Annotated in this window: 22 protein-coding genes and 1 tRNA gene; 7 read left to right on the forward strand and 16 right to left on the reverse strand. The window is 65.3% G+C overall.

Annotated elements, in window-relative coordinates; all coding sequences use genetic code 11:
- Window positions 1-333: 333 nt before the first annotated feature.
- From AAC645_RS03790 to AAC645_RS03810, 5 genes are all read right to left on the reverse strand, one after another.
- A tRNA-Thr gene (locus tag AAC645_RS03790) sits at window positions 334-409 on the reverse strand.
- A 19-nt stretch (window positions 410-428) separates the two neighbouring features.
- Complete coding sequence (locus AAC645_RS03795) at window positions 429-1,298, reverse strand: hypothetical protein (protein WP_340313967.1); 870 nt, start codon at window positions 1,296-1,298, stop codon at window positions 429-431.
- 10 nt (window positions 1,299-1,308) lie between these two features.
- A complete protein-coding gene (locus AAC645_RS03800; RefSeq protein WP_340313969.1) occupies window positions 1,309-1,431 on the reverse strand; it encodes a hypothetical protein in 123 nt (40 codons plus the stop codon).
- Complete coding sequence (locus AAC645_RS03805) at window positions 1,428-2,741, reverse strand: replication-associated recombination protein A (protein WP_340313970.1); 1,314 nt, start codon at window positions 2,739-2,741, stop codon at window positions 1,428-1,430. Before AAC645_RS03805 ends, AAC645_RS03800 begins: the two co-directional genes overlap by 4 nt.
- Before the next feature lie 121 nt (window positions 2,742-2,862).
- Complete coding sequence (locus AAC645_RS03810) at window positions 2,863-4,044, reverse strand: glycosyltransferase family 4 protein (RefSeq protein WP_340313971.1); 1,182 nt, start codon at window positions 4,042-4,044, stop codon at window positions 2,863-2,865.
- A gap of 85 nt (window positions 4,045-4,129) precedes the next feature.
- On the opposite strand from AAC645_RS03810, the gene AAC645_RS03815 reads away from it, so the two are divergent.
- Together AAC645_RS03815 and AAC645_RS03820 are read left to right on the forward strand one after the other, a co-directional pair.
- Window positions 4,130-4,348: a hypervirulence associated TUDOR domain-containing protein gene (locus AAC645_RS03815; protein WP_340313972.1), complete on the forward strand. Its 219-nt coding sequence runs from the start codon at window positions 4,130-4,132 to the stop codon at window positions 4,346-4,348.
- Between the two features lie 15 nt (window positions 4,349-4,363).
- On the forward strand, window positions 4,364-4,774 hold the full coding sequence (locus AAC645_RS03820; RefSeq protein WP_340313974.1) for a low affinity iron permease family protein: 411 nt from the start codon (window positions 4,364-4,366) through the stop codon (window positions 4,772-4,774).
- Here AAC645_RS03820 and trmFO read toward each other — a convergent pair.
- The 4 genes from trmFO to xth all read right to left on the reverse strand — a co-directional run bounded on the left by trmFO (window position 4,761) and on the right by xth (window position 8,402).
- The gene (gene trmFO / locus AAC645_RS03825; protein ID WP_340313975.1) at window positions 4,761-6,104 is read right to left on the reverse strand and encodes a methylenetetrahydrofolate--tRNA-(uracil(54)-C(5))-methyltransferase (FADH(2)-oxidizing) TrmFO; all 1,344 of its coding nucleotides are present in this window, start codon (window positions 6,102-6,104) and stop codon (window positions 4,761-4,763) included. The two genes, AAC645_RS03820 and trmFO, sit on opposite strands and share 14 nt — an antisense overlap.
- A gap of 81 nt (window positions 6,105-6,185) precedes the next feature.
- Window positions 6,186-7,346: a winged helix-turn-helix domain-containing protein gene (locus AAC645_RS03830; RefSeq protein WP_340313977.1), complete on the reverse strand. Its 1,161-nt coding sequence runs from the start codon at window positions 7,344-7,346 to the stop codon at window positions 6,186-6,188.
- Complete coding sequence (locus tag AAC645_RS03835; RefSeq protein ID WP_340313979.1) at window positions 7,343-7,603, reverse strand: hypothetical protein; 261 nt, start codon at window positions 7,601-7,603, stop codon at window positions 7,343-7,345. The genes AAC645_RS03830 and AAC645_RS03835 overlap by 4 nt, the downstream gene beginning before the upstream one ends.
- A gap of 4 nt (window positions 7,604-7,607) precedes the next feature.
- The gene (xth, locus tag AAC645_RS03840; RefSeq protein ID WP_340314154.1) at window positions 7,608-8,402 is read right to left on the reverse strand and encodes an exodeoxyribonuclease III; all 795 of its coding nucleotides are present in this window, start codon (window positions 8,400-8,402) and stop codon (window positions 7,608-7,610) included.
- Window positions 8,403-8,492: 90 nt separating this feature from the next.
- Between xth and AAC645_RS03845 the strand changes: the two genes are divergently transcribed.
- Both AAC645_RS03845 and AAC645_RS03850 read left to right on the forward strand, forming a co-directional pair.
- The gene (locus AAC645_RS03845; RefSeq protein ID WP_340313980.1) at window positions 8,493-9,119 is read left to right on the forward strand and encodes a YbhB/YbcL family Raf kinase inhibitor-like protein; all 627 of its coding nucleotides are present in this window, start codon (window positions 8,493-8,495) and stop codon (window positions 9,117-9,119) included.
- A gap of 3 nt (window positions 9,120-9,122) precedes the next feature.
- A complete protein-coding gene (locus tag AAC645_RS03850) occupies window positions 9,123-9,698 on the forward strand; it encodes an alpha-ketoglutarate-dependent dioxygenase AlkB (protein ID WP_340313981.1) in 576 nt (191 codons plus the stop codon).
- Here the strand turns inward: AAC645_RS03850 and AAC645_RS03855 are convergent.
- From AAC645_RS03855 to AAC645_RS03865, 3 genes are all read right to left on the reverse strand, one after another.
- Window positions 9,695-10,597 (reverse strand): LOG family protein, encoded by a 903-nt coding sequence (locus AAC645_RS03855; protein ID WP_340313982.1) that lies wholly within the window; start codon window positions 10,595-10,597, stop codon window positions 9,695-9,697. The two genes, AAC645_RS03850 and AAC645_RS03855, sit on opposite strands and share 4 nt — an antisense overlap.
- 63 nt (window positions 10,598-10,660) lie before the next feature.
- Complete coding sequence (locus AAC645_RS03860) at window positions 10,661-11,281, reverse strand: extensin family protein (protein WP_340313983.1); 621 nt, start codon at window positions 11,279-11,281, stop codon at window positions 10,661-10,663.
- A 29-nt stretch (window positions 11,282-11,310) separates the two neighbouring features.
- The gene (locus tag AAC645_RS03865; protein ID WP_340313985.1) at window positions 11,311-11,916 is read right to left on the reverse strand and encodes a YdeI/OmpD-associated family protein; all 606 of its coding nucleotides are present in this window, start codon (window positions 11,914-11,916) and stop codon (window positions 11,311-11,313) included.
- Window positions 11,917-12,067: 151 nt separating this feature from the next.
- Between AAC645_RS03865 and AAC645_RS03870 the strand changes: the two genes are divergently transcribed.
- Genes AAC645_RS03870 through AAC645_RS03880 form a run of 3 tightly spaced genes read left to right on the forward strand, consistent with a single transcriptional unit; the run spans window position 12,068 to window position 13,907 of the window.
- Window positions 12,068-12,676 (forward strand): hypothetical protein, encoded by a 609-nt coding sequence (locus AAC645_RS03870; RefSeq protein WP_340313986.1) that lies wholly within the window; start codon window positions 12,068-12,070, stop codon window positions 12,674-12,676.
- 1 nt (window position 12,677) lies between these two features.
- Window positions 12,678-13,334, forward strand: coding sequence for a hypothetical protein (locus tag AAC645_RS03875; RefSeq protein ID WP_340313987.1), 657 nt, complete (start codon window positions 12,678-12,680; stop codon window positions 13,332-13,334).
- A 48-nt stretch (window positions 13,335-13,382) separates the two neighbouring features.
- Window positions 13,383-13,907 (forward strand): hypothetical protein, encoded by a 525-nt coding sequence (locus AAC645_RS03880; protein WP_340313989.1) that lies wholly within the window; start codon window positions 13,383-13,385, stop codon window positions 13,905-13,907.
- Between the two features lie 245 nt (window positions 13,908-14,152).
- Here the strand turns inward: AAC645_RS03880 and AAC645_RS03885 are convergent, their stop codons facing one another.
- The 4 genes from AAC645_RS03885 to AAC645_RS03900 all read right to left on the reverse strand — a co-directional run bounded on the left by AAC645_RS03885 (window position 14,153) and on the right by AAC645_RS03900 (window position 16,565).
- On the reverse strand, window positions 14,153-14,368 hold the full coding sequence (locus AAC645_RS03885; RefSeq protein ID WP_340313991.1) for a hypothetical protein: 216 nt from the start codon (window positions 14,366-14,368) through the stop codon (window positions 14,153-14,155).
- 59 nt (window positions 14,369-14,427) lie between these two features.
- Complete coding sequence (locus AAC645_RS03890; protein WP_340313993.1) at window positions 14,428-14,829, reverse strand: DUF4345 domain-containing protein; 402 nt, start codon at window positions 14,827-14,829, stop codon at window positions 14,428-14,430.
- Entirely contained in the window at window positions 14,826-15,287 is a 462-nt protein-coding gene (locus tag AAC645_RS03895; protein WP_340313995.1) for a DUF2721 domain-containing protein, read from the reverse strand. The genes AAC645_RS03890 and AAC645_RS03895 overlap by 4 nt, the downstream gene beginning before the upstream one ends.
- A 69-nt stretch (window positions 15,288-15,356) precedes the next feature.
- Window positions 15,357-16,565, reverse strand: a complete 1,209-nt coding sequence (locus AAC645_RS03900) for an LL-diaminopimelate aminotransferase (RefSeq protein ID WP_340313997.1) — start codon at window positions 16,563-16,565, stop codon at window positions 15,357-15,359.
- Between the last annotated feature and the right edge of the window lie 117 nt (window positions 16,566-16,682).

Raw genomic sequence — 16,682 nt, forward strand, 5'->3', positions numbered from 1 at the left:
TGCACGGGTGCCTGCCGACTTCGTTCGCAGCGTCGCGGCGGGGTAGGAGCTATCGCCTTGCCGGTGCCGCGTGTTCCGCCGGTTACGGCCGCTATCTCGCCCTCCGAAAATCCTGTCGCCCATCGCGATTCCCATCCTCGATCCCGCTTCGAATGGCAGGCGTCCTTGTCTTAGCAGGCTGTTGAACAAGAGGGTAGCACCCGGACGTCGATCGCGATTCTCTTGGGGTCCAAGCGCGCTCCTCGCAACCCTCGACAACCCGTTCGGACGGGGTTGTTACCCATGTCTTAGTACAATCTGTTACCTATGTGTCCGGGTCGGACAGCTATCTACTGGTGCCGGCTAACGGACTCGAACCGTTGACCTACCGCTTACAAGGCGGTTGCTCTACCAGCTGAGCTAAGCCGGCACACGCCGCCCCTATTGCGTCAAGGAATGCCGAACGTCCAGCCCTCGACTGCGGCGATGTCGGGCGTGAGCAGAGGCGGGTGCCAGAGCTCGTCTCGCGGGGCGGCCTGGGCAAGCCAGGCGGACGTGAGGATCGCGTCGGTGCTGTGATCGTCATAGTTGGTCAGCACCGGCACCCGATCGATGCCATAGCCGGCGAGGGCCGCGCGCAGCCGTTCGGCGTCTCGCATCTTGCTGCCGCCGCCCAGGCCCGCCTGCCGCGCGGCAATCGTGGTGTAGAGCTCGACGATCACCGGTCCCTGCTCGGAAATCGGATCGAACGGCCAGATCGGCACGCGTCCGTTCAGCCTGTGGAGCAGGCGCATGCCGGTCAAGCTCGATTTGCCGACTTGCGCCGCGCCGACCAGATTGAAGCTGCTCGTAGCGGGCGCATGGCGCTGATCGCGGCAGATCCGTTCGACGATGCGGTGACGGCCATTTCCCGCCCCGAACAAATCGCCTTGCCGGCCGCCATGACGGCGGAAGTGGCGGCTGGCCTCGGGGTGATCGACCAGCGTTCCGGCCCCCAGATGGGGTTCGTCCCGACAGGTTTCGTCCACGAGCCGCCACAGCCCGCGCGCGTCGGCCGGGCTTTCTGTCCAGCCGGGAAAATAGGCGTCGGCGTCCAGGAAGGGCAGAGCGGCCGAGAAGTCGATGCCGACCAGCAGATCGTTCCTGCGGGCGGCATGGTCGAGCAGCCATTCCAGGACCGCCTCGCGCGACCAAGGCCGCTCGATGAGGCGCGGCGTGCTCCCTGGCCCGTCGCTGATCGCTACCGCGATTCCTTTCTGCCGCTCGCCCTTGGCGCCCGACCAGTCGATGCAGGCGAAGCGACTGAAGCGGCGATTCATTGCTTCTTCTTCAGCCGCTTCTAGAGCGCGCCGGGGAGGTGACGGCATTGCCGTTGGCCCTGACCGCGGCTGCGCCGGCGACGCAGGCGGTGACGCCTTCCCAGTCGGAGGGCTTGGTCCCGTCAGAGCTCATCCTTGCCGCCGCTCCTGGCGCAGCTTCTCCCAATAAGCGAGGCGTTCGGCAATCTTGGCCTCGAAGCCGCGCGGAGAGGGAGTATAATAGGCCTGGGCGCCCATCTCCTCGGGCCAGTAATCGTCACCCGAGAAAGCGTCTTCGGCATCATGGTCATAGGCGTAGCCCTTGCCGTAGCCGATGTCCTTCATCAGCCTGGTAGGCGCGTTGAGGATCGTCTTGGGCGGACTCAGCGAGCCGGTGTCGCGGGCTGACCGGAACGCCGCTTTCTGTGCCGCATAGGCGGCGTTGGATTTGGGCGCAGTGGCGAGATAGAGGCAGGCCTGCACGATCGCCAGCTCGCCTTCGGGCGAACCCAGGAAGTCATAGGCATCCTTGGCAGCGAGGCACTGCACCAGCGCCTGCGGATCAGCGAGGCCGACATCCTCGCTGGCAAAGCGGACCAGCCGGCGCAGGACGTAAAGCGGCTCCTCGCCCGCGGTCAGCATCCGCGCAAGATAGTAGAGCGAAGCCTGCGGGTCCGAACCGCGCAGCGACTTGTGAAGCGCGGAGATGAGGTTGTAATGGCCCTCGCGATCCTTGTCATAGACCGGCATGCGGCGGTGGAGCAGCGCGGCCAGCTCGGCGGGCTCGAGTGGATGATCTATCGCGATGGAGAACAGCGTCTCGACCTGGTTGAGCAGGAAGCGGCCATCGCCATCAGCCGAGGCGACCAGCGCTGCGCGCGCGTTGTCGGTGAGCGGCAGTTCGCGGCCTTCGACATCCTCCGCATGGGCGATCAGCCGGGCAAGGGCCTTAGCGTCCAGCCGGTTGAGGATCAGAACCTGTGCGCGGCTGAGCAAGGCGGCGTTCAGTTCGAAGGAAGGGTTTTCGGTGGTAGCGCCGATCAGGACGACGGTGCCGTCCTCGACATAGGGCAGGAAGCTGTCCTGCTGCGCACGATTGAAACGGTGGATCTCATCGACGAACAGCAGGGTTCGGGTGCCCAGTCGGGCATGCTCGCGCGCCTCGGCAAAAATCTTCTTGAGATCGGCGACGCCGGAGAACACCGCCGACACCGGCGCGAAGCGCAGCCCGACGGCGTCGGCGAGCAGGCGCGCGATCGTCGTCTTACCGGTACCGGGAGGCCCCCACAGCACCAGGGACGACAGACGGCCTGCAGCCACCATCCGGCCGATCGCGCCATCCGGTCCGGTCAGATGTTCCTGCCCGATCACCTCATCGAGGCTGCGCGGTCGCAGCCGTTCGGCCAGCGGGGCGGCATCGGCGGGCACGGCGGCGGAGGGTTCGGGCGCAAAGAGATCGGCCATTGCAGCGGATATAGGCGCGCAATCGGCAGGCGCACAGAGGGGACGGCGAATGATGCTTGCAAAAACCATCGAGCTCTCGGCCTAGGCCGGGATTACGTACCGGGGCGTTGCCCCAGCTTCATCAAGGCACCGGGCTTTGCCGGGCCAGCCGCACGCCCGCGCGATGCTGGCGGACGATGCGCAGATAGGCATCGACCAGCTCCTGGTTCACCTGATCCCAGCCATAGCGGGCACTCGACTTGAGACCAGCCTCGCCGACGCTGCGGCGCAGCGCTTCGTCCTCGCAAAAATGCTGGAGCGCATCGGCAAAGGCTTGCGTCCGGCCCGCCTGGATCAGCCGCCCCGTGATCCCATCCTCGATGAGGCTCTCGCTGCCCGTCGCGCGTGCAGCGACCACCGGCAGCCGTGCCGCCATCGCCTCAAGCGTGACATTGCCGAAGGTCTCGGTGACCGAGGGATTGAACAGCATGTCCATCGAGGCGACCGCGCGGCCGAGCTCCTCGCCTGTCTGGAAGCCGACGAAGATCGCTCCGGGCAGCCGTTTCTCGAACCAGTCGCGGGCCGGTCCCTCGCCGACGACCAGAACCTTGTGCCTTACCTGGCGGCGGACGAGCTGGTCGATCGCGTCGGCAAAGACGTCCAGGCCCTTTTCCATGACCAAGCGGCCGACGAAGCCGATCACCACGTCGTCGGGCGCAACCCCGAGCGAGTGCCGCCAATCCTGGCATCGCCGGCCAGGCTGGAAGATTCCCCGGTCGATACCACGGGACCATATGCCGACATCATAGCTCATCCGCTGTTCGCGGAGCAGTTGCGCCATCGATTCCGACGGCGCGAAGATCGCATCGCAGCGGCGGTAGAACCGGCGGAGCAGCGCTTCGACCACGGGTTCGAGGAACGCGAGGCCGTAATAGCGGAAATATGTCTCGAAGCGGGTGTGAACCGAGGCCACTACCGGCAGTTTGCGCCGCAGCGCGAGGCTCACCGCGCGGTGGCCGAGGATCTCCGGACTGGCGACATGTAGGATATTCGGATCGAAGCGCTTGATGTCGCGCTTGATGCTGGGCGGGATCATCAGCGGGAAGCGATATTCGGCTCGGCCCGGTACGGGCAGCGACGGTATGCTGACCAACTCGCCGGTCGGGGGAAATGCGGGCTGTTTCACCGTCGGCGAGTAGATGCGGACTGCGGCGCCCTGGCCGAGGAGATAGCCGACAAGCCGGTTCAGCGCCTGGTTGGCGCCGTCGCGGACATAGTTGTAATTGCCGGTGAACAGGGCAACGCGAAGCTGGGAAGCGTCCATCGGCACGCCTCTAGCGGGTCGAGCACCAAAGGCAACCGGAACAGCGCGCCTTATCATTGGTTAGACCGGCGAAAGGCTCCTCCGCATGGCGAACAGCTTTCGCACAGGCCAGAAGATCAGCTGGGAGTGGGGCGCGCACGCGGCGCATGGCGAGATCGTCGAGCGCTTCGAGCGACGGGTCCAGCGCACCATCGAGGGCGCACGGATCGTCCGGCGCGGCACGCCTGACAATCCGGCCTATCTGGTCTGTACCGACGAGGGTAAGGTCGCGCTGAAGCGCGGGTCGGAGCTCATCGCGCGATAATGAAGGACGTCATATATGGATCGCTGGTTTACCCATATCGCCGGCAAACTGGCCTCGGCCGTCGGCCAGCCGCTCGCTTTCATAGCGGCGCTGTCGTCGATCATCCTATGGGCGGCCACCGGACCGATCTTCGGATTTTCCGATACGTGGCAACTGATCGTCAACACGACCACGACGATCATTACCTTCCTCATGGTGTTCCTGATCCAGAATGCCCAGAACCGAGACGCGGCGTCTATGCAGTCCAAGCTGGACGAGCTGATCCGGTCGCACAGGGAAGCGCGTAACGAATATATCGGAATCGAGCATCTTACCGAGAAGGAGCTGGAAAAGATCCGCGCCGACCTGGAGCAGCAGTGCGATCAGGGCCAGGATGCGCGTACCGGCCAGGTCGCCAGCCTCAATCATCTGATCAGGCGGCGATAGACTCCTGGTTCGCCGCCATCCACGCCCTCAGGTCTTCTTCAGCGCGCTCGGCGTACATCGCCTTGCGATCGGCCTTGCGCTTGCGGCCTCCGCGCGCGCCTTCGACGGGAGGAAATAGCCCGAAGTTTACGTTCATCGGCTGGTAGCTGTCGGCGTCGGCGCCGCCGGTGATGTGGCCGAGCAGCGCGCCGAGTGCGGTGGTCAGCGGCGGCGGCGCGATGGCCTTGCCCAGCAGTTCCGCCGCGGCAAAGCGCCCCGCCAGGAGCCCGATCGCCGCGGACTCGACATAGCCTTCGCAGCCGGTGATCTGGCCGGCGAAGCGGATATGCGGCCGCGCCTTCAGCCGAAGCCGCTCATCGAGCAGTTTCGGGCTCTGTATGAAGGTGTTGCGGTGGAGCCCGCCCAGCCGCGCGAACTCGGCTTTTTCCAGCCCGGGGATGGTGCGGAACAGCCGCACCTGCTCGCCATGCTTGAGCTTGGTCTGGAAGCCGACGATGTTCCACAAGGTGCCCAGGGCGTTGTCCTGCCGCAGCTGGACGACGGCATAGGGCCAGCGGCCCGTGCGGGGATTGTCGAGCCCGACCGGCTTCATCGGCCCATAGCGCATTGTGTCGACGCCGCGTTCGGCCATCACCTCGATCGGCATGCAGCCGTCGAAGTAAGGCGTGTTCTTCTCCCAGTCCTTGAACTCGGTCTTTTCGCCGTCGAGCAGCGCCTGATGGAAGGCGAGATATTGCTCCTTGTCCATCGGGCAGTTGATATAGTCCTTCGTCTCGCCCTTGTCCCAGCGTGAGGCCATCCAGGCGATGTCCATGTCGATCGAGTCCCGGTGGACGATCGGCGCGATGGCATCGAAGAAGGCCAGCGCATCGGCTCCGGTCGCATCGCCGATCGAACCTGCCAGCATCTGGGCGGTGAGCGGACCGGTCGCGACGATGGTAGGACGTTCGGCGGGGAGTTGGTCGATCCTCTCGCGCACCAGCTGGATATTAGGGTGGCTACTGATCGCGTGGGTGACGCCCTCGGCATAGCCCTCGCGATCGACCGCCAGCGCAGAGCCGGCGGGAACGCGGTGCGCGTCGGCGGTTCTCAGGATCACCGATCCAAGCGCGCGCATCTCCGCGTGGAGCAGGCCTACCGCGTTGTTCGGATCGTCCGACCGGAAGCTGTTCGAGCAGACCAGCTCCGCCAGGCTGTCGGTCTGGTGGGCAGGGGTCGCTTCGATGCCGCGCATCTCCGACAGGCGGACCCGGATGCCCGCCTCCGCCAGCTGCCACGCGGCTTCCGATCCGGCGAGCCCCCCGCCGATTACATGTACCTGATAATCCATCACAGCGCTTTAGGGCGAGCGAAGCGATGTTTGAAGGGGCGTTGCGCTCGACCATCTCGCGGTAAAGCGTTGACCGACGGGTCAGCGGCGCTCGAAGCTATCGAGGTCGAGCCACCGCGCCATCGCCGACAGCTCCTCGCACAGCTCGGCATCGGTTTCTGCCGGAGCACCGGACTCGAGATGGAGCGATTGCACGAGCAAGCGCGAAGCCTGGCGATCGGCCTTAAGGTCGACCCGCGCGACCAGCCGATCGCCCAGCAGGAAAGGCAGGACATAATAGCCGTGCTGGCGGCGGTCGGCGGGTGTGTAGATCTCTATGCGGTAGCGGAAGCCGAACAGCCGCTCCGTCCGCGCGCGTTCCCAGATCAGCGGATCGAACGGTGCCAGCAACGCCCTTGCCGCCATCCTGCGAGGCCGGCGCGCGACGCGATGCAGCCATGCCGGCTGCCGCCATCCGACGACGCAGACCGGGACCAGGAGCCCTTCCTCCGAAAGCTCGTTTATCGCTGCCTTTGTATCCGCGACACCCGTTCTGAAATAGTCGCGGAGATCGGCCTCTGTCGCGATACCGAGCGCGCGGCCGGCGCGTTCGACCAGGGCACGGTGCGCCGCTGCCTTGTCCGGTGTCGGCAATGTCAGGATGTCCGCGGGGATAACCCGTTCGGGGAGATCATAGACCCGTTCGAAACTATTGCGCCGCGTGGCAGTGGTGATGTGGCCGGCCCAGAACAGCCATTCGAGTTTACGCTTGCTGTCGCCCCATTCCCACCAGCCGCTACGGCTTTTGCCCTCCTCGAAGTCGGATGCTGCGAGTGGCCCCTCGGCGCGAATGCGGTCGAGCACGGCGTCGACCTCGGCTCGCCGCTCGGTGGCGAAGACGCGCAGCGAAGACCAGCCACGCTCGCCGCGATCGGCCTCCGCCATGCGCCAGCGCAGCAGCGGATGGAGGTCCAGCGGCAGCAGAGAAGCTTCGTGCGCCCAATATTCGAACATCCGGCGCGAACGCTTCGGCCCCCATGCGGCGCGGTCGAACAGTTCGCGGTCATAGACGCCGAGCCGCGAAAAGGCGGGCAGATAATGTGCGCGCACGAGAACGCTGACGCTGTCGATCTGGTGGAGCGCCAACCGATCGACCTCACGCCGAAGCTGCGCCTGACCCACGATGGCGGGCCGTGCTGCGCCAAAGCCCTGCGCGGCAAGCGCGATCCGGCGGGCGAGGGCGAGCGGAATGGTTTCCGTCAACGCCGCCCTATGCGCGTCGCTGCCCAGGCATAGTCCTCGGCGGCCTTGCGATCGGTTTCGTTCTTGAAGGCGATCGACGGATCGGGCGCGGCGCCGAGCGCGTGCAGCACGATCCACAGCGCGAAGCGCCGGCCGGTGTCGCGCTCGGTGCCGAAGGCGATGGCGACGCGCTCGCGCCCCGACTCGATCGCCTGATCGTCGAGCATGTCGAGATCGTCGGTTCCGAAATAATGGTGCAGCAGCGCGTCGAGGTCCATGGCGTCACCGTTGGCGGTGCTTCTTCTCCGGCGCAAGCTCGATCCACACCGGGGCATGGTCGCTGGTCTTCTCCCAGCCGCGGACATGGCTGTCCACCTCCGCCGCCGCCAGCCGGCCGGCCAAAACAGGGCTGAGCAGGATATGATCGATGCGCAGGCCGGCATTGCGGGCGAAGGCGTTCCGGAAATAGTCCCAGAAGGTGTAGATCGTCTCGTCTGGATGCAGCGTCCGCAACGCGTCGGTCCAGCCCTGGCCGAGCAACTGGAAATAGGCGGCCCGCACTTCGGGCGCGAACAGCGCATCGTCGAGCCAGCGCTCCGGTTTATAGACGTCGCGTTCGGTCGGCATCACGTTGAAATCGCCGGCGAGAACGGCCGGGACGCCATTCTCGATCAGGGTGGCCGCATGCTCGATCAGGCGTTCGAACCAGGCGAGCTTATAGTCGAATTTGGGTCCCGGCCGCGGATTGCCGTTCGGCAGGTAGAGGCCGGCGATGAGCAAGCCGTTCACCGCCGCCTCGATATAGCGGCTGTGGAGATCGCCGGGGTCGCCGGGCAGACCGCGCCGCGTCTCCACCGGTTCGCCGCAACGGCTCAGGATCGCCACGCCGTTCCAGCTTTTCTGGCCATGCCAGATCGCCCGATAGCCAGCCGCCTCGACCGCTGCGGCGGGAAATTTCTCCTGTGGCGCCTTCAGTTCCTGCAGGCAGACGATATCCGGCTTTGCTTCGTCGAGCCAGCGCAGCAGCACCGGCAGGCGGCCATTCACCCCGTTCACGTTATAGGTTGCGATCTTCATCGTCATGCAAATGAGCGGCGATGCGCAGCGTTCCTTGAGCGGACATTTATCCCTGCTAAAGCATTGTCATCTCGCAAAGGAGGCAAGGCGATGCTCGAACATCTTCCCGGCTGGATTGGCGGTATGCTGCGGAACTTCCGCGCCGGACATTCGAAGCTCGTGATCGCGCAGCCCGAACTCGTCCTGGGCGAAAGCGTTATAGATCTCACCAGTCCGGCCTTTGCCAATGGCGCGCGCCTGCCGATGCGCTTCACCGCCGATGGCGAGGGCGTGTCGCCACCGTTGCTGTGGAACAACGTGCCCGCCGGAACGTCGAGCTTGGCGCTGATCGTCGAGGACCCCGATGCCCCTGCGTTGCACCCGTTGGTCCATGCGCTGGTGTGGAACCTGCCGGCAGACGAACGGCGCCTCGCCGAGGGCGCGATCGTCCGCGACGGTGGCGGAACGCCGGACGGACGCGATGTCGGCCGCAACAGCTATTTTGCGGAGGGGTGGTTGGCGCCGGACCCGCCGACCGGCCACGGCTCGCACGATTATGTATTCCAGCTGTTCGCGCTGAGCGACACGCTGGATATCGGTGCTAATCCGGGCAGATCGGGCCTCGTCCGCGCGTTCAACGGACGGGTGCTCGCCGCCGGCATGCTGGTCGGCACCTATTCGCGCGGGGAGGATGCGCCGATCGCAGGCAAGCCGATCACGGGCGCAGCCCGCGCCTGAGCCATGACCGGCGATCTGTTTGGTGTGCAGCTGCTGCCGGGGCTCGGCTATCGCGAGGAGATCGTCACCCCGGCCGAGGAGGCAGTGTTGATCGCGGCGATTGATCAAGTCGAGCTGTCACCGTTTCGCTTCCACGGCTGGCTCGGCAAGCGACTGACGGCTTCCTTCGGCTGGCGCTATGATTTCGACGATGCGAGCTTCGCGCCGACCGAGCCGATCCCGGCATGGTTGCTGCCGCTACGCGAACGCGCCGCCGCCTTTGCCGGGCTTGCCGCCGACCAGCTCGCCCATGTCCTGCTGATCCGCTACGATCCGGGGGCAGGCATCGGTTGGCATCGCGACCGGCCGGTGTTCGAGCACGTGCTGGGGGTTTCGCTGGGTCGGCCCGCGAAGCTTCGCTTCCGCCGCCGCCGGGAACGTGGCTTCGATCGCGCATCGATCGATCTGGCACCGCGATCGGTTTATCATCTCAGCGGCGAGGCGCGCCACCAATGGGAGCACGGCATCGCCGGAATGGCAGCGACCCGCTGGTCCGTCACCTTCCGCAGCCTGTCGGAGAAAGCGCGAAGCACGCCCTAGGCAACCTTGGGCGGAGGATCCCGATGGAGATGGACCCGCTCGCGGGTTGCGTAATAATGACTCAGCTTGTCCCATGCCTGCTCGGCCGTTTCCACGAAGCGGAAGAGGCTGAGGTCGCTTTCGCTGATCACTCCTTCCTCGACCAGCCCCTCGAAGTTGACGACCTTGCGCCAGAACTCCTCGCCGAACAGGAATATCGGCAGCTGCGCCATCTTGCCGGTCTGTACCAGGGTCAGCAGCTCGAACAGTTCGTCGAAGGTGCCGAAGCCGCCGGGGAATGCCGCGACGGCGCGGGCGCGCAGCAGGAAATGCATCTTGCGTAGCGCGAAATAATGGAACTGGAAGCTCAGCTTCGGGCTGACATAGGCGTTCGGTGTCTGCTCGAACGGCAACACGATATTCAGCCCGATCGACTCCGCCCCGACATCGTCGGCGCCGCGATTGGCGGCTTCCATGATCGAGGGCCCCCCGCCCGAGCAGACCACGAACTGGCGCTTGCCATCCGCGTCGTCCGGGCACCGGCTGGCGATCTGCGCGAGCTTGCGGGCCTCGTCATAATATCTGCTCTTAGCACGAAGCCGCTCCGCCATATGCCGCTGGCCTTCGGTCGCCGCGGCCTTCACCAGCGCGTCCGCCTTGTCCGGTGCGGGGATGCGGGCGGATCCGTACATCACCAGCGTCGATCCGATATTGGCCTCGTCGAGCAGGAGCTCGGGCTTTAGCAGTTCGAGCTGGAACCGGACCGGCCGCAGATCGTCGCGCAGCAGGAAATCGGTGTCCTGGAACGCGAGCTTGTAGCTGTTGTTGGTGGTCTGCGGCGTTTCCGTCGCGGTCTCGGCAACGGCGGCGTCTTCCTTGGCACGGGCGAACACCCGCTGGGGTACTTTTCTGTCTGCCATCATCTCACTGGTATATGGGGGTTAAGTAGATCCGGTTACAGCGCGCGAAAGACGCCAACCTTTCTATCGGCAATAGGGTCCGCTGCCCATGTCGAAATGAAAGTGGTCGTGGTGCAATGCATTTGCCTCCGGCCCCAACACGACCGAGAAGCGCGCGCACGCCGCTTTGTGCAGCGCGCGGAGAAAGCCACGAACTTGCGGATCGGCGCTGTTCCAGCCGTCCCGGACGGTGATCCGCCGGCCGCCGCTCAGCTGGAAGGCGGCGATATCGATGGCATTGGCGCGGCCATGTTCGGACAGGCCGTTGCCTGCCTGATTGTTGATCGGACGGCAGGCGAACGAGCCGAAGCTCTCGATCCTGGTGACATAGCCGCCCAGCCAGCGCGTGGCGAGCTGCGGCACGTCCTGCCGAACCCAGCGCGCGAAAGGCGCGGCGAGCGTGCATTTGACGGCGCCGAGATCGGTCACCGGGATGCCAATCGCGACCAGCTTCACCGACGAGGTGGCCGAGCAGCCATTTGCGAATGTGCGGTCGGGCAGGGGCTGCACCTGCGAGCCCTCTACCCGCATCATCGTGACGCACTGCCGGAAGCGCTCGGGAGTCTCGACTGGCGGGCGTCTCCCGCCGCGCGGGGCCTGCACCGTTGGAATGCAGCCCGTCAGCGCCAGGGCCAGCGCCGCCACACCGCCGATCGATGCACAGGTGCGCGATCTCAGCAGCGGTCATATTTCCAGTTGAGCCGCTTGCCCTCCATGAGCTGGGCGATCGTCGTTTCGACGCGCTTCTGGCGGGTTTCCGCCCGTTTTGCGCCGATGATCCACTCGATATATTCGCGGCGCTGCCCGGGTGGGAAGCTCTCGAAGGTGGCCGCAGCTTTCGGCGCCGCGGCAAGCGCCACCGCAAGGTCTTCGGGCACCTCCGCCGGCGGCTTGGCGTGCTTCACCGGCCGCGGCATCGGGACGCCGCTGTCGATCAGCGCCATTGCCTTCGCCACCATCGCAGCCAGCGATGCGTCGTCGGGCAGATCGGTAAGGCTGGTGAGGCGGCCGAACTGGCCCATCGCGGTAGCCTCCCGCTCACCAGTGGCCTGGCCTGTCACCAGCCTGCCTTGCCAGAAGCCGAAGGTCGCATGGGTCTTGAAGGCCGCCATCGTGCACAGGATCTTGCCTTGATAGACGATGCTGGGCGAACCCCATTTCAGGGTTTCCTCGCCGTCGGGACAGGCTTGGGCGACGATCGCCCGCACATGGCTGAGGATCGGCTGGGCGAAGGGCGCGGCACGCGCGATATAGGCATCGATGCGAGGATCGGCTTCCATTGCCCGATGCTCGCGTGCGGAAGCGCCAAGTACAAGCCCAAACGGGCCCGGACCGTGGCAGATTTTACCTTTCACCCCTTTCCCGGCGCCTGCTTATCGCGCAAAGTACCGAACGGGGGCGCCTGCAGGCGTCTGGACGGGGTTGGGAAACATGGCTGGATATTTGGGCAGGCTGGGCAGCGGCCTCGGCGCGGCCGTCATCATGTCGTCGAGCGTCTTGTCATCGTCGGGCGCTCACGCCGCCGATCCTCCGTCGCGCGCCGCGGCGATCGCGGCGGCCGATGCCGCGGCGGGCCTGCCGGCGGCGCCCGAGCCGGGCGTTCCGGTATGTATCGACCCGCCGCCGTCTGGCGAGAAGCTGGCGGGGGACATGGAGCTTGCCGCAGAAGGCCACAGCATCCAGATCGACAATGGCGGCGGCGGCGACGCGCTGGTCAAGATTCGCCACGCCGATACCGGCAAGCTCGCGGCCAGCTTCTTCCTCCGCAAGATGGAGACGATGACGATCGAGGGCGTGCCCGACGGCACCTATCGAATCCAATATGCCTTTGGTCCCCAGCTCGCCCCGGACTGCAAGTCGTTCACCCGCATCATCAAGGCCAATCAGCTCCCCGAAACCGATGATCTGCGCACCCAGACCATCGACGACGATGAACATACCGAGGTGAAGCGGACCAGCGTCTCCTATCAGCTCTCCGTATCGGAGAGCGCCAATGTGAAGCCCGTTGCCATCGACGCGGCGGCGTTCAACGCCGAGTGATATGGAAGCGCCCGCAGGCTATCCTCCGCCGACCCTGATCCGGCGGCGCCGGCGGTTCGGCCGGATGCCGACCACCGCCGCGCTGCTGATCCTCGCGCTGGTGCTGGGCACTTGCACCCTTGGCCGGTCGCTCGAGCGCGAGCCGCTTCATACGGCTGTGCCAGATCAGGGCAGGGTACAGCCAAGAGCTCCTGATCCGGTTGCTGCGCCCGCTATGATCGTCGAGGGTTCGACCCACGCCACCGTCGCAGTCCAGCCATCGATCGACGCCCGAAAGCCCAACCGCTGGTATTATGTCGCCCGACTGGGTGACGGCCCCGGTGCGATCTACAGCCGCGACGGCGGGCAATGGAATTTCGCGTTCGCCTGCGATGCGCGGACGCGGATGATCGAGTTCATTGCGGTCGGCACGGGCTCGCCCGGCGACTTCGACCAGCAGGCACTCCGTGTCGGGAACGTCAGGCTGTTAATGGACGCGACCTACGCCAGGGACAGCGGCGGAACGATCAGCATGAAGCTGCCGGCCGCGCACCCGTTCCTGAACGCTCTCGATGGTCGCACGCCTATGGAAGTCCAGCTGATGCCGACGCACAAGACACTCGTGCCGGTCGATGCCGCTGTCGTTCGTCTCGTCAGGGCCTGCCGCGGTCGCGCCTGAGGAATGCCGGGGGTTCCCATTGCCAAAGCGATCCGCCATGGATCGCTGATGGAATCCCGATCGATCGACCTCAGGCAGCTGATCCTGTTGCTGCTGCCGCTGGCCTTGAGCGCGTGCGTGCAGGCCCCGCCGCCGCCCGCGCCGGTTCCTCCGCCTGTGCCGGCACCCGTTCCGCCGCCCCATAGCGGCGATTGGCGGGACTGGCCGTTGACGGCAGGTAGCTGGCGCTATGTTCCCGGCGCACCGATCTCCTCCGCCGTCTACGGCGGGCCAGGGGCACCCCAGTTCATCGTCCGGTGCGATGCGGCCGTACGGCGCGTCACCATCATGAGAGCGGGTGTGTCGACCGAACTCGCGATCACTACCTCGGGCGGTACCGGGCGCTTCCCGGCAGGGCATCTGGAAGAGGCCGGTTTGCCGATGACCGGCATCGTCCTGGCCGCAATGGACGCATTCCTGGACCAGATGGCGTTCAGCCGGGGGCGGATCGCGGTGGCGTCGCCAGGCTTGCCGAGCCTGGCCATTCCGGCCTGGGCGGAGCCGGCGCGAGCGATCGAAGATTGCCGAAAATAAAATGTAAAACAAGCCTTGTTCGCATCGTGCCGATGGCTGATGCTGCAGGTCTCGTTAACATTGCGAAAGGAGGTGATCCGATGTCTCATGGTTCAGCATGGAGGTCGGTTCTGTCCGTTCGGGGAACGCGCGACTAACGCGCCACGGGTTCTCCGGGCCGGCACTCCGGCCGCTGACCATGTTCAGGGTTGCCGAGGTTCAGGCCTCGGCAACTCTTTTCATTTCCGGCCAGTGCTTCAGTCGTCTCAGCGTATCCAGTGACAGGTGCGGACGCGATGATGATGCCGCCAATGCTTGGAGCAGACCCTGTGGCCGTGATGATAGCCAGGCTCCTCGCTATGCCGCGTCACGACATTGTGGGTCACGACGGTGCGGCGATGCATCTGCTCCTGGGCAACGGCGGGCGCGACGGCGCTAATTGTCAGGATGACGGCGGCTAGTGGCAGTTTGAGCGATACCATGTCTCTCTCCTGGATCGAGGAGATGATAACGCTGCGAAACGATATTGGGTCCGTAGGCGTTAACCGGCCGCACTTCGAGACAGATGCGCCACCCGCGCCTGCCACAGCATCAGCAGCGGCACCACGATCAGTTCCATGCCCAGCCCAAGGCGATGACCGAGCCCGGGCATTCCGACCGTCGCCCAACTCAGCCCGCGTGCGAAGCCGCCCGTTACGACCATTGCACCGAGGAGGCGGAAGCGTGCGCCTTTTCGCTCGATTGCGGGAACGGTCGAGGCGAATGCTAGGCCCAGCATCAGAAAAATGCCCGACAAATAACGGAAATGGCTGTCTAGATCGGGCGCAACCGGGACCAGTCGGAACATCGCTGCCCCCCGTAGTACGCCGTCCAGACCGGTGAGGATGGGGACGAGGCAGGCGATGCTGACCGCCGCCTGCAGGAAGATCCGCTCGCGTGTCATTTGCGTTCGAGCAGATCGTCCTGGATGCGCGTGGCGTGGACCGATATCCGCACTTCGTAGAGGAAATTGCCGAGGCCGCTCATCAGCAGCAGCATCGCCAGGATGAAGGAGATCGCCATCGCTTGGCCGAGCGCGAGGTTGAACAGGGCGGCGCTGAACAGTCCGGCGATCACGATACATATCAGCACCGCACTGACCGTGCAGAGGATGAGGGCCCGGTTCGCATATCGCATACGCTGGTCGATCCAGCGAAGCTGCTGGACATGCCATTCGTGACGCGGATCGCCCTTCGGCGCATAATTCTGCTCGATCCACCGCGAGCGGTCGACCACGCGGCCAAGCCGCCCAGCCAGCAGCGCGAGGATCGCGCCGATCGCGGTCAGCAGGAACGAGGGCGCCAGCGCCAGTTGGATGCTATGCGCTATCCCATCCGGTGCGAACGGCATGGCCGACATCATGAATATGCTCCCCTTCGAGCTTCGGATGGGCCAGACGGGGAGGCGGTCGGACGCCTCCCCGTGCTGTCGTCATCCCGCGGTCTGCGAGCTTATATTGACGCCCATCGACTGCAGGTAGCGTTTGACGTTGCGCGCCGCCTGGCGGATGCGCTGCTCGTTCTCGACCATCGCGATGCGGACGAAACCTTCGCCATCCTCACCATAGCCGACCCCCGGCGCGACCGCGACGCCGGCATGGGTCAGCAGTTGCTTCGAAAACTCCAGGCTGCCGAGATGAGCCACCGCCGGCGGCAGCGGCGCCCAGCAGAACATCGAAGCCCGCGAGGGTGGAACATCCCATCCGGCGCGGCTGAAGCTCTCCACCAGGACGTCGCGGCGGCGCTTGTAGAGCTCGCGGTTCTTCTCGACGATGTCCTGTGGCCCGTTGATCGCAGCCACCGCCGCCGCCTGGATGGGTGTGAAGGCGCCGTAATCGAGATAGGATTTTACCCGGGTCAGCGCCTCGATCAGCCGCTTGTTGCCCACCGCGAATCCCATTCGCCAGCCGGCCATGCTGTACGTCTTCGACATCGAGGTGAACTCGACGGCCACATCCTTGCCGCCCGGCACCTGGAGGATCGAGGGCGTCGGATGGCCGTCATAATAGAGTTCCGAATAGGCGAGATCGGACAGCACCCAGATCTTGTGTTCCTTCGCCCAGGCGACAAGACGCTCGTAGAAGGCGAGATCAACGACCTCGGCGGTGGGATTTGACGGATAGCCGACCACCAGCACGGACGGCTTCGGCACCGTGAACTTCACAGCCCGGTCCAGCGATTCCCAATAGCGCTCGTCGGGCGTGGTCGGCACCGAACGGATGGTGGCGCCTGCGATGATGAAGCCGAAGGTGTGGATCGGATAGCTGGGATTAGGCGCCAGCACGACGTCGCCCGGCGCGGTGATCGCCTGCGCCAGGTTCGCGAGCCCTTCCTTGGAGCCGAGCGTGACGACCACCTCGCTGTCGGGATCGAGCTCGACGCCGAAGCGTCGCGCATAATAACCGGCCTGCGCCTTGCGCAGCCCCGCGATACCCTTCGATGCGGAATAGCCATGCGCGTCCGGCTTGCGCGCAACTTCGCACAGCTTGTCGATCACATGCGGCGGAGGCGGCAGATCGGGATTGCCCATGCCCAGATCGATGATGTCCTCGCCCCGCGCTCGCGCCGCGGCCCGCATCGCGTTCACTTCGGCGATGACATAGGGCGGCAGGCGTTTGATGCGGTAAAATTCCTCGGACATTGCGATTCCTTTGGGTTTCGGACTTGGCGGACGGGGTTCGATCGCCCATGATCGCCATAGTCACCTATACAGATTCTGCGGCCCCTTTGCAGGGCGCATCGTGAAAAAAGCTTGGTC

The organism is Rhizorhabdus argentea (genome assembly GCF_037861105.1).
GTDB lineage: Bacteria > Pseudomonadota > Alphaproteobacteria > Sphingomonadales > Sphingomonadaceae > Rhizorhabdus > Rhizorhabdus argentea.

Bases quoted from the DNA above. Each gene is read 5' to 3' on its own strand.
- AAC645_RS03815 (WP_340313972.1), top strand. From the start codon at position 4,130: ATGGCGAACAGCTTTCGCACAGGCCAGAAGATCAGCTGGGAGTGGGGC.
- trmFO (WP_340313975.1), bottom strand. From the start codon at position 6,104: ATGGATTATCAGGTACATGTAATCGGCGGGGGGCTCGCCGGATCGGAA.
- AAC645_RS03845 (WP_340313980.1), top strand. From the start codon at position 8,493: ATGCTCGAACATCTTCCCGGCTGGATTGGCGGTATGCTGCGGAACTTC.
- AAC645_RS03875 (WP_340313987.1), top strand. From the start codon at position 12,678: ATGGAAGCGCCCGCAGGCTATCCTCCGCCGACCCTGATCCGGCGGCGC.
- AAC645_RS03795 (WP_340313967.1), bottom strand. From the start codon at position 1,298: ATGAATCGCCGCTTCAGTCGCTTCGCCTGCATCGACTGGTCGGGCGCC.
- AAC645_RS03820 (WP_340313974.1), top strand. From the start codon at position 4,364: ATGGATCGCTGGTTTACCCATATCGCCGGCAAACTGGCCTCGGCCGTC.
- AAC645_RS03835 (WP_340313979.1), bottom strand. From the start codon at position 7,603: ATGGACCTCGACGCGCTGCTGCACCATTATTTCGGAACCGACGATCTC.
- AAC645_RS03870 (WP_340313986.1), top strand. From the start codon at position 12,068: ATGGCTGGATATTTGGGCAGGCTGGGCAGCGGCCTCGGCGCGGCCGTC.
- AAC645_RS03800 (WP_340313969.1), bottom strand. From the start codon at position 1,431: ATGAGCTCTGACGGGACCAAGCCCTCCGACTGGGAAGGCGTCACCGCC.
- xth (WP_340314154.1), bottom strand. From the start codon at position 8,402: ATGAAGATCGCAACCTATAACGTGAACGGGGTGAATGGCCGCCTGCCG.
- AAC645_RS03865 (WP_340313985.1), bottom strand. From the start codon at position 11,916: ATGGAAGCCGATCCTCGCATCGATGCCTATATCGCGCGTGCCGCGCCC.
- AAC645_RS03805 (WP_340313970.1), bottom strand. From the start codon at position 2,741: ATGGCCGATCTCTTTGCGCCCGAACCCTCCGCCGCCGTGCCCGCCGAT.
- AAC645_RS03900 (WP_340313997.1), bottom strand. From the start codon at position 16,565: ATGTCCGAGGAATTTTACCGCATCAAACGCCTGCCGCCCTATGTCATC.
- AAC645_RS03885 (WP_340313991.1), bottom strand. From the start codon at position 14,368: ATGGTATCGCTCAAACTGCCACTAGCCGCCGTCATCCTGACAATTAGC.
- AAC645_RS03850 (WP_340313981.1), top strand. From the start codon at position 9,123: ATGACCGGCGATCTGTTTGGTGTGCAGCTGCTGCCGGGGCTCGGCTAT.
- AAC645_RS03810 (WP_340313971.1), bottom strand. From the start codon at position 4,044: ATGGACGCTTCCCAGCTTCGCGTTGCCCTGTTCACCGGCAATTACAAC.
- AAC645_RS03890 (WP_340313993.1), bottom strand. From the start codon at position 14,829: ATGACACGCGAGCGGATCTTCCTGCAGGCGGCGGTCAGCATCGCCTGC.
- AAC645_RS03855 (WP_340313982.1), bottom strand. From the start codon at position 10,597: ATGGCAGACAGAAAAGTACCCCAGCGGGTGTTCGCCCGTGCCAAGGAA.
- AAC645_RS03880 (WP_340313989.1), top strand. From the start codon at position 13,383: ATGGAATCCCGATCGATCGACCTCAGGCAGCTGATCCTGTTGCTGCTG.
- AAC645_RS03895 (WP_340313995.1), bottom strand. From the start codon at position 15,287: ATGATGTCGGCCATGCCGTTCGCACCGGATGGGATAGCGCATAGCATC.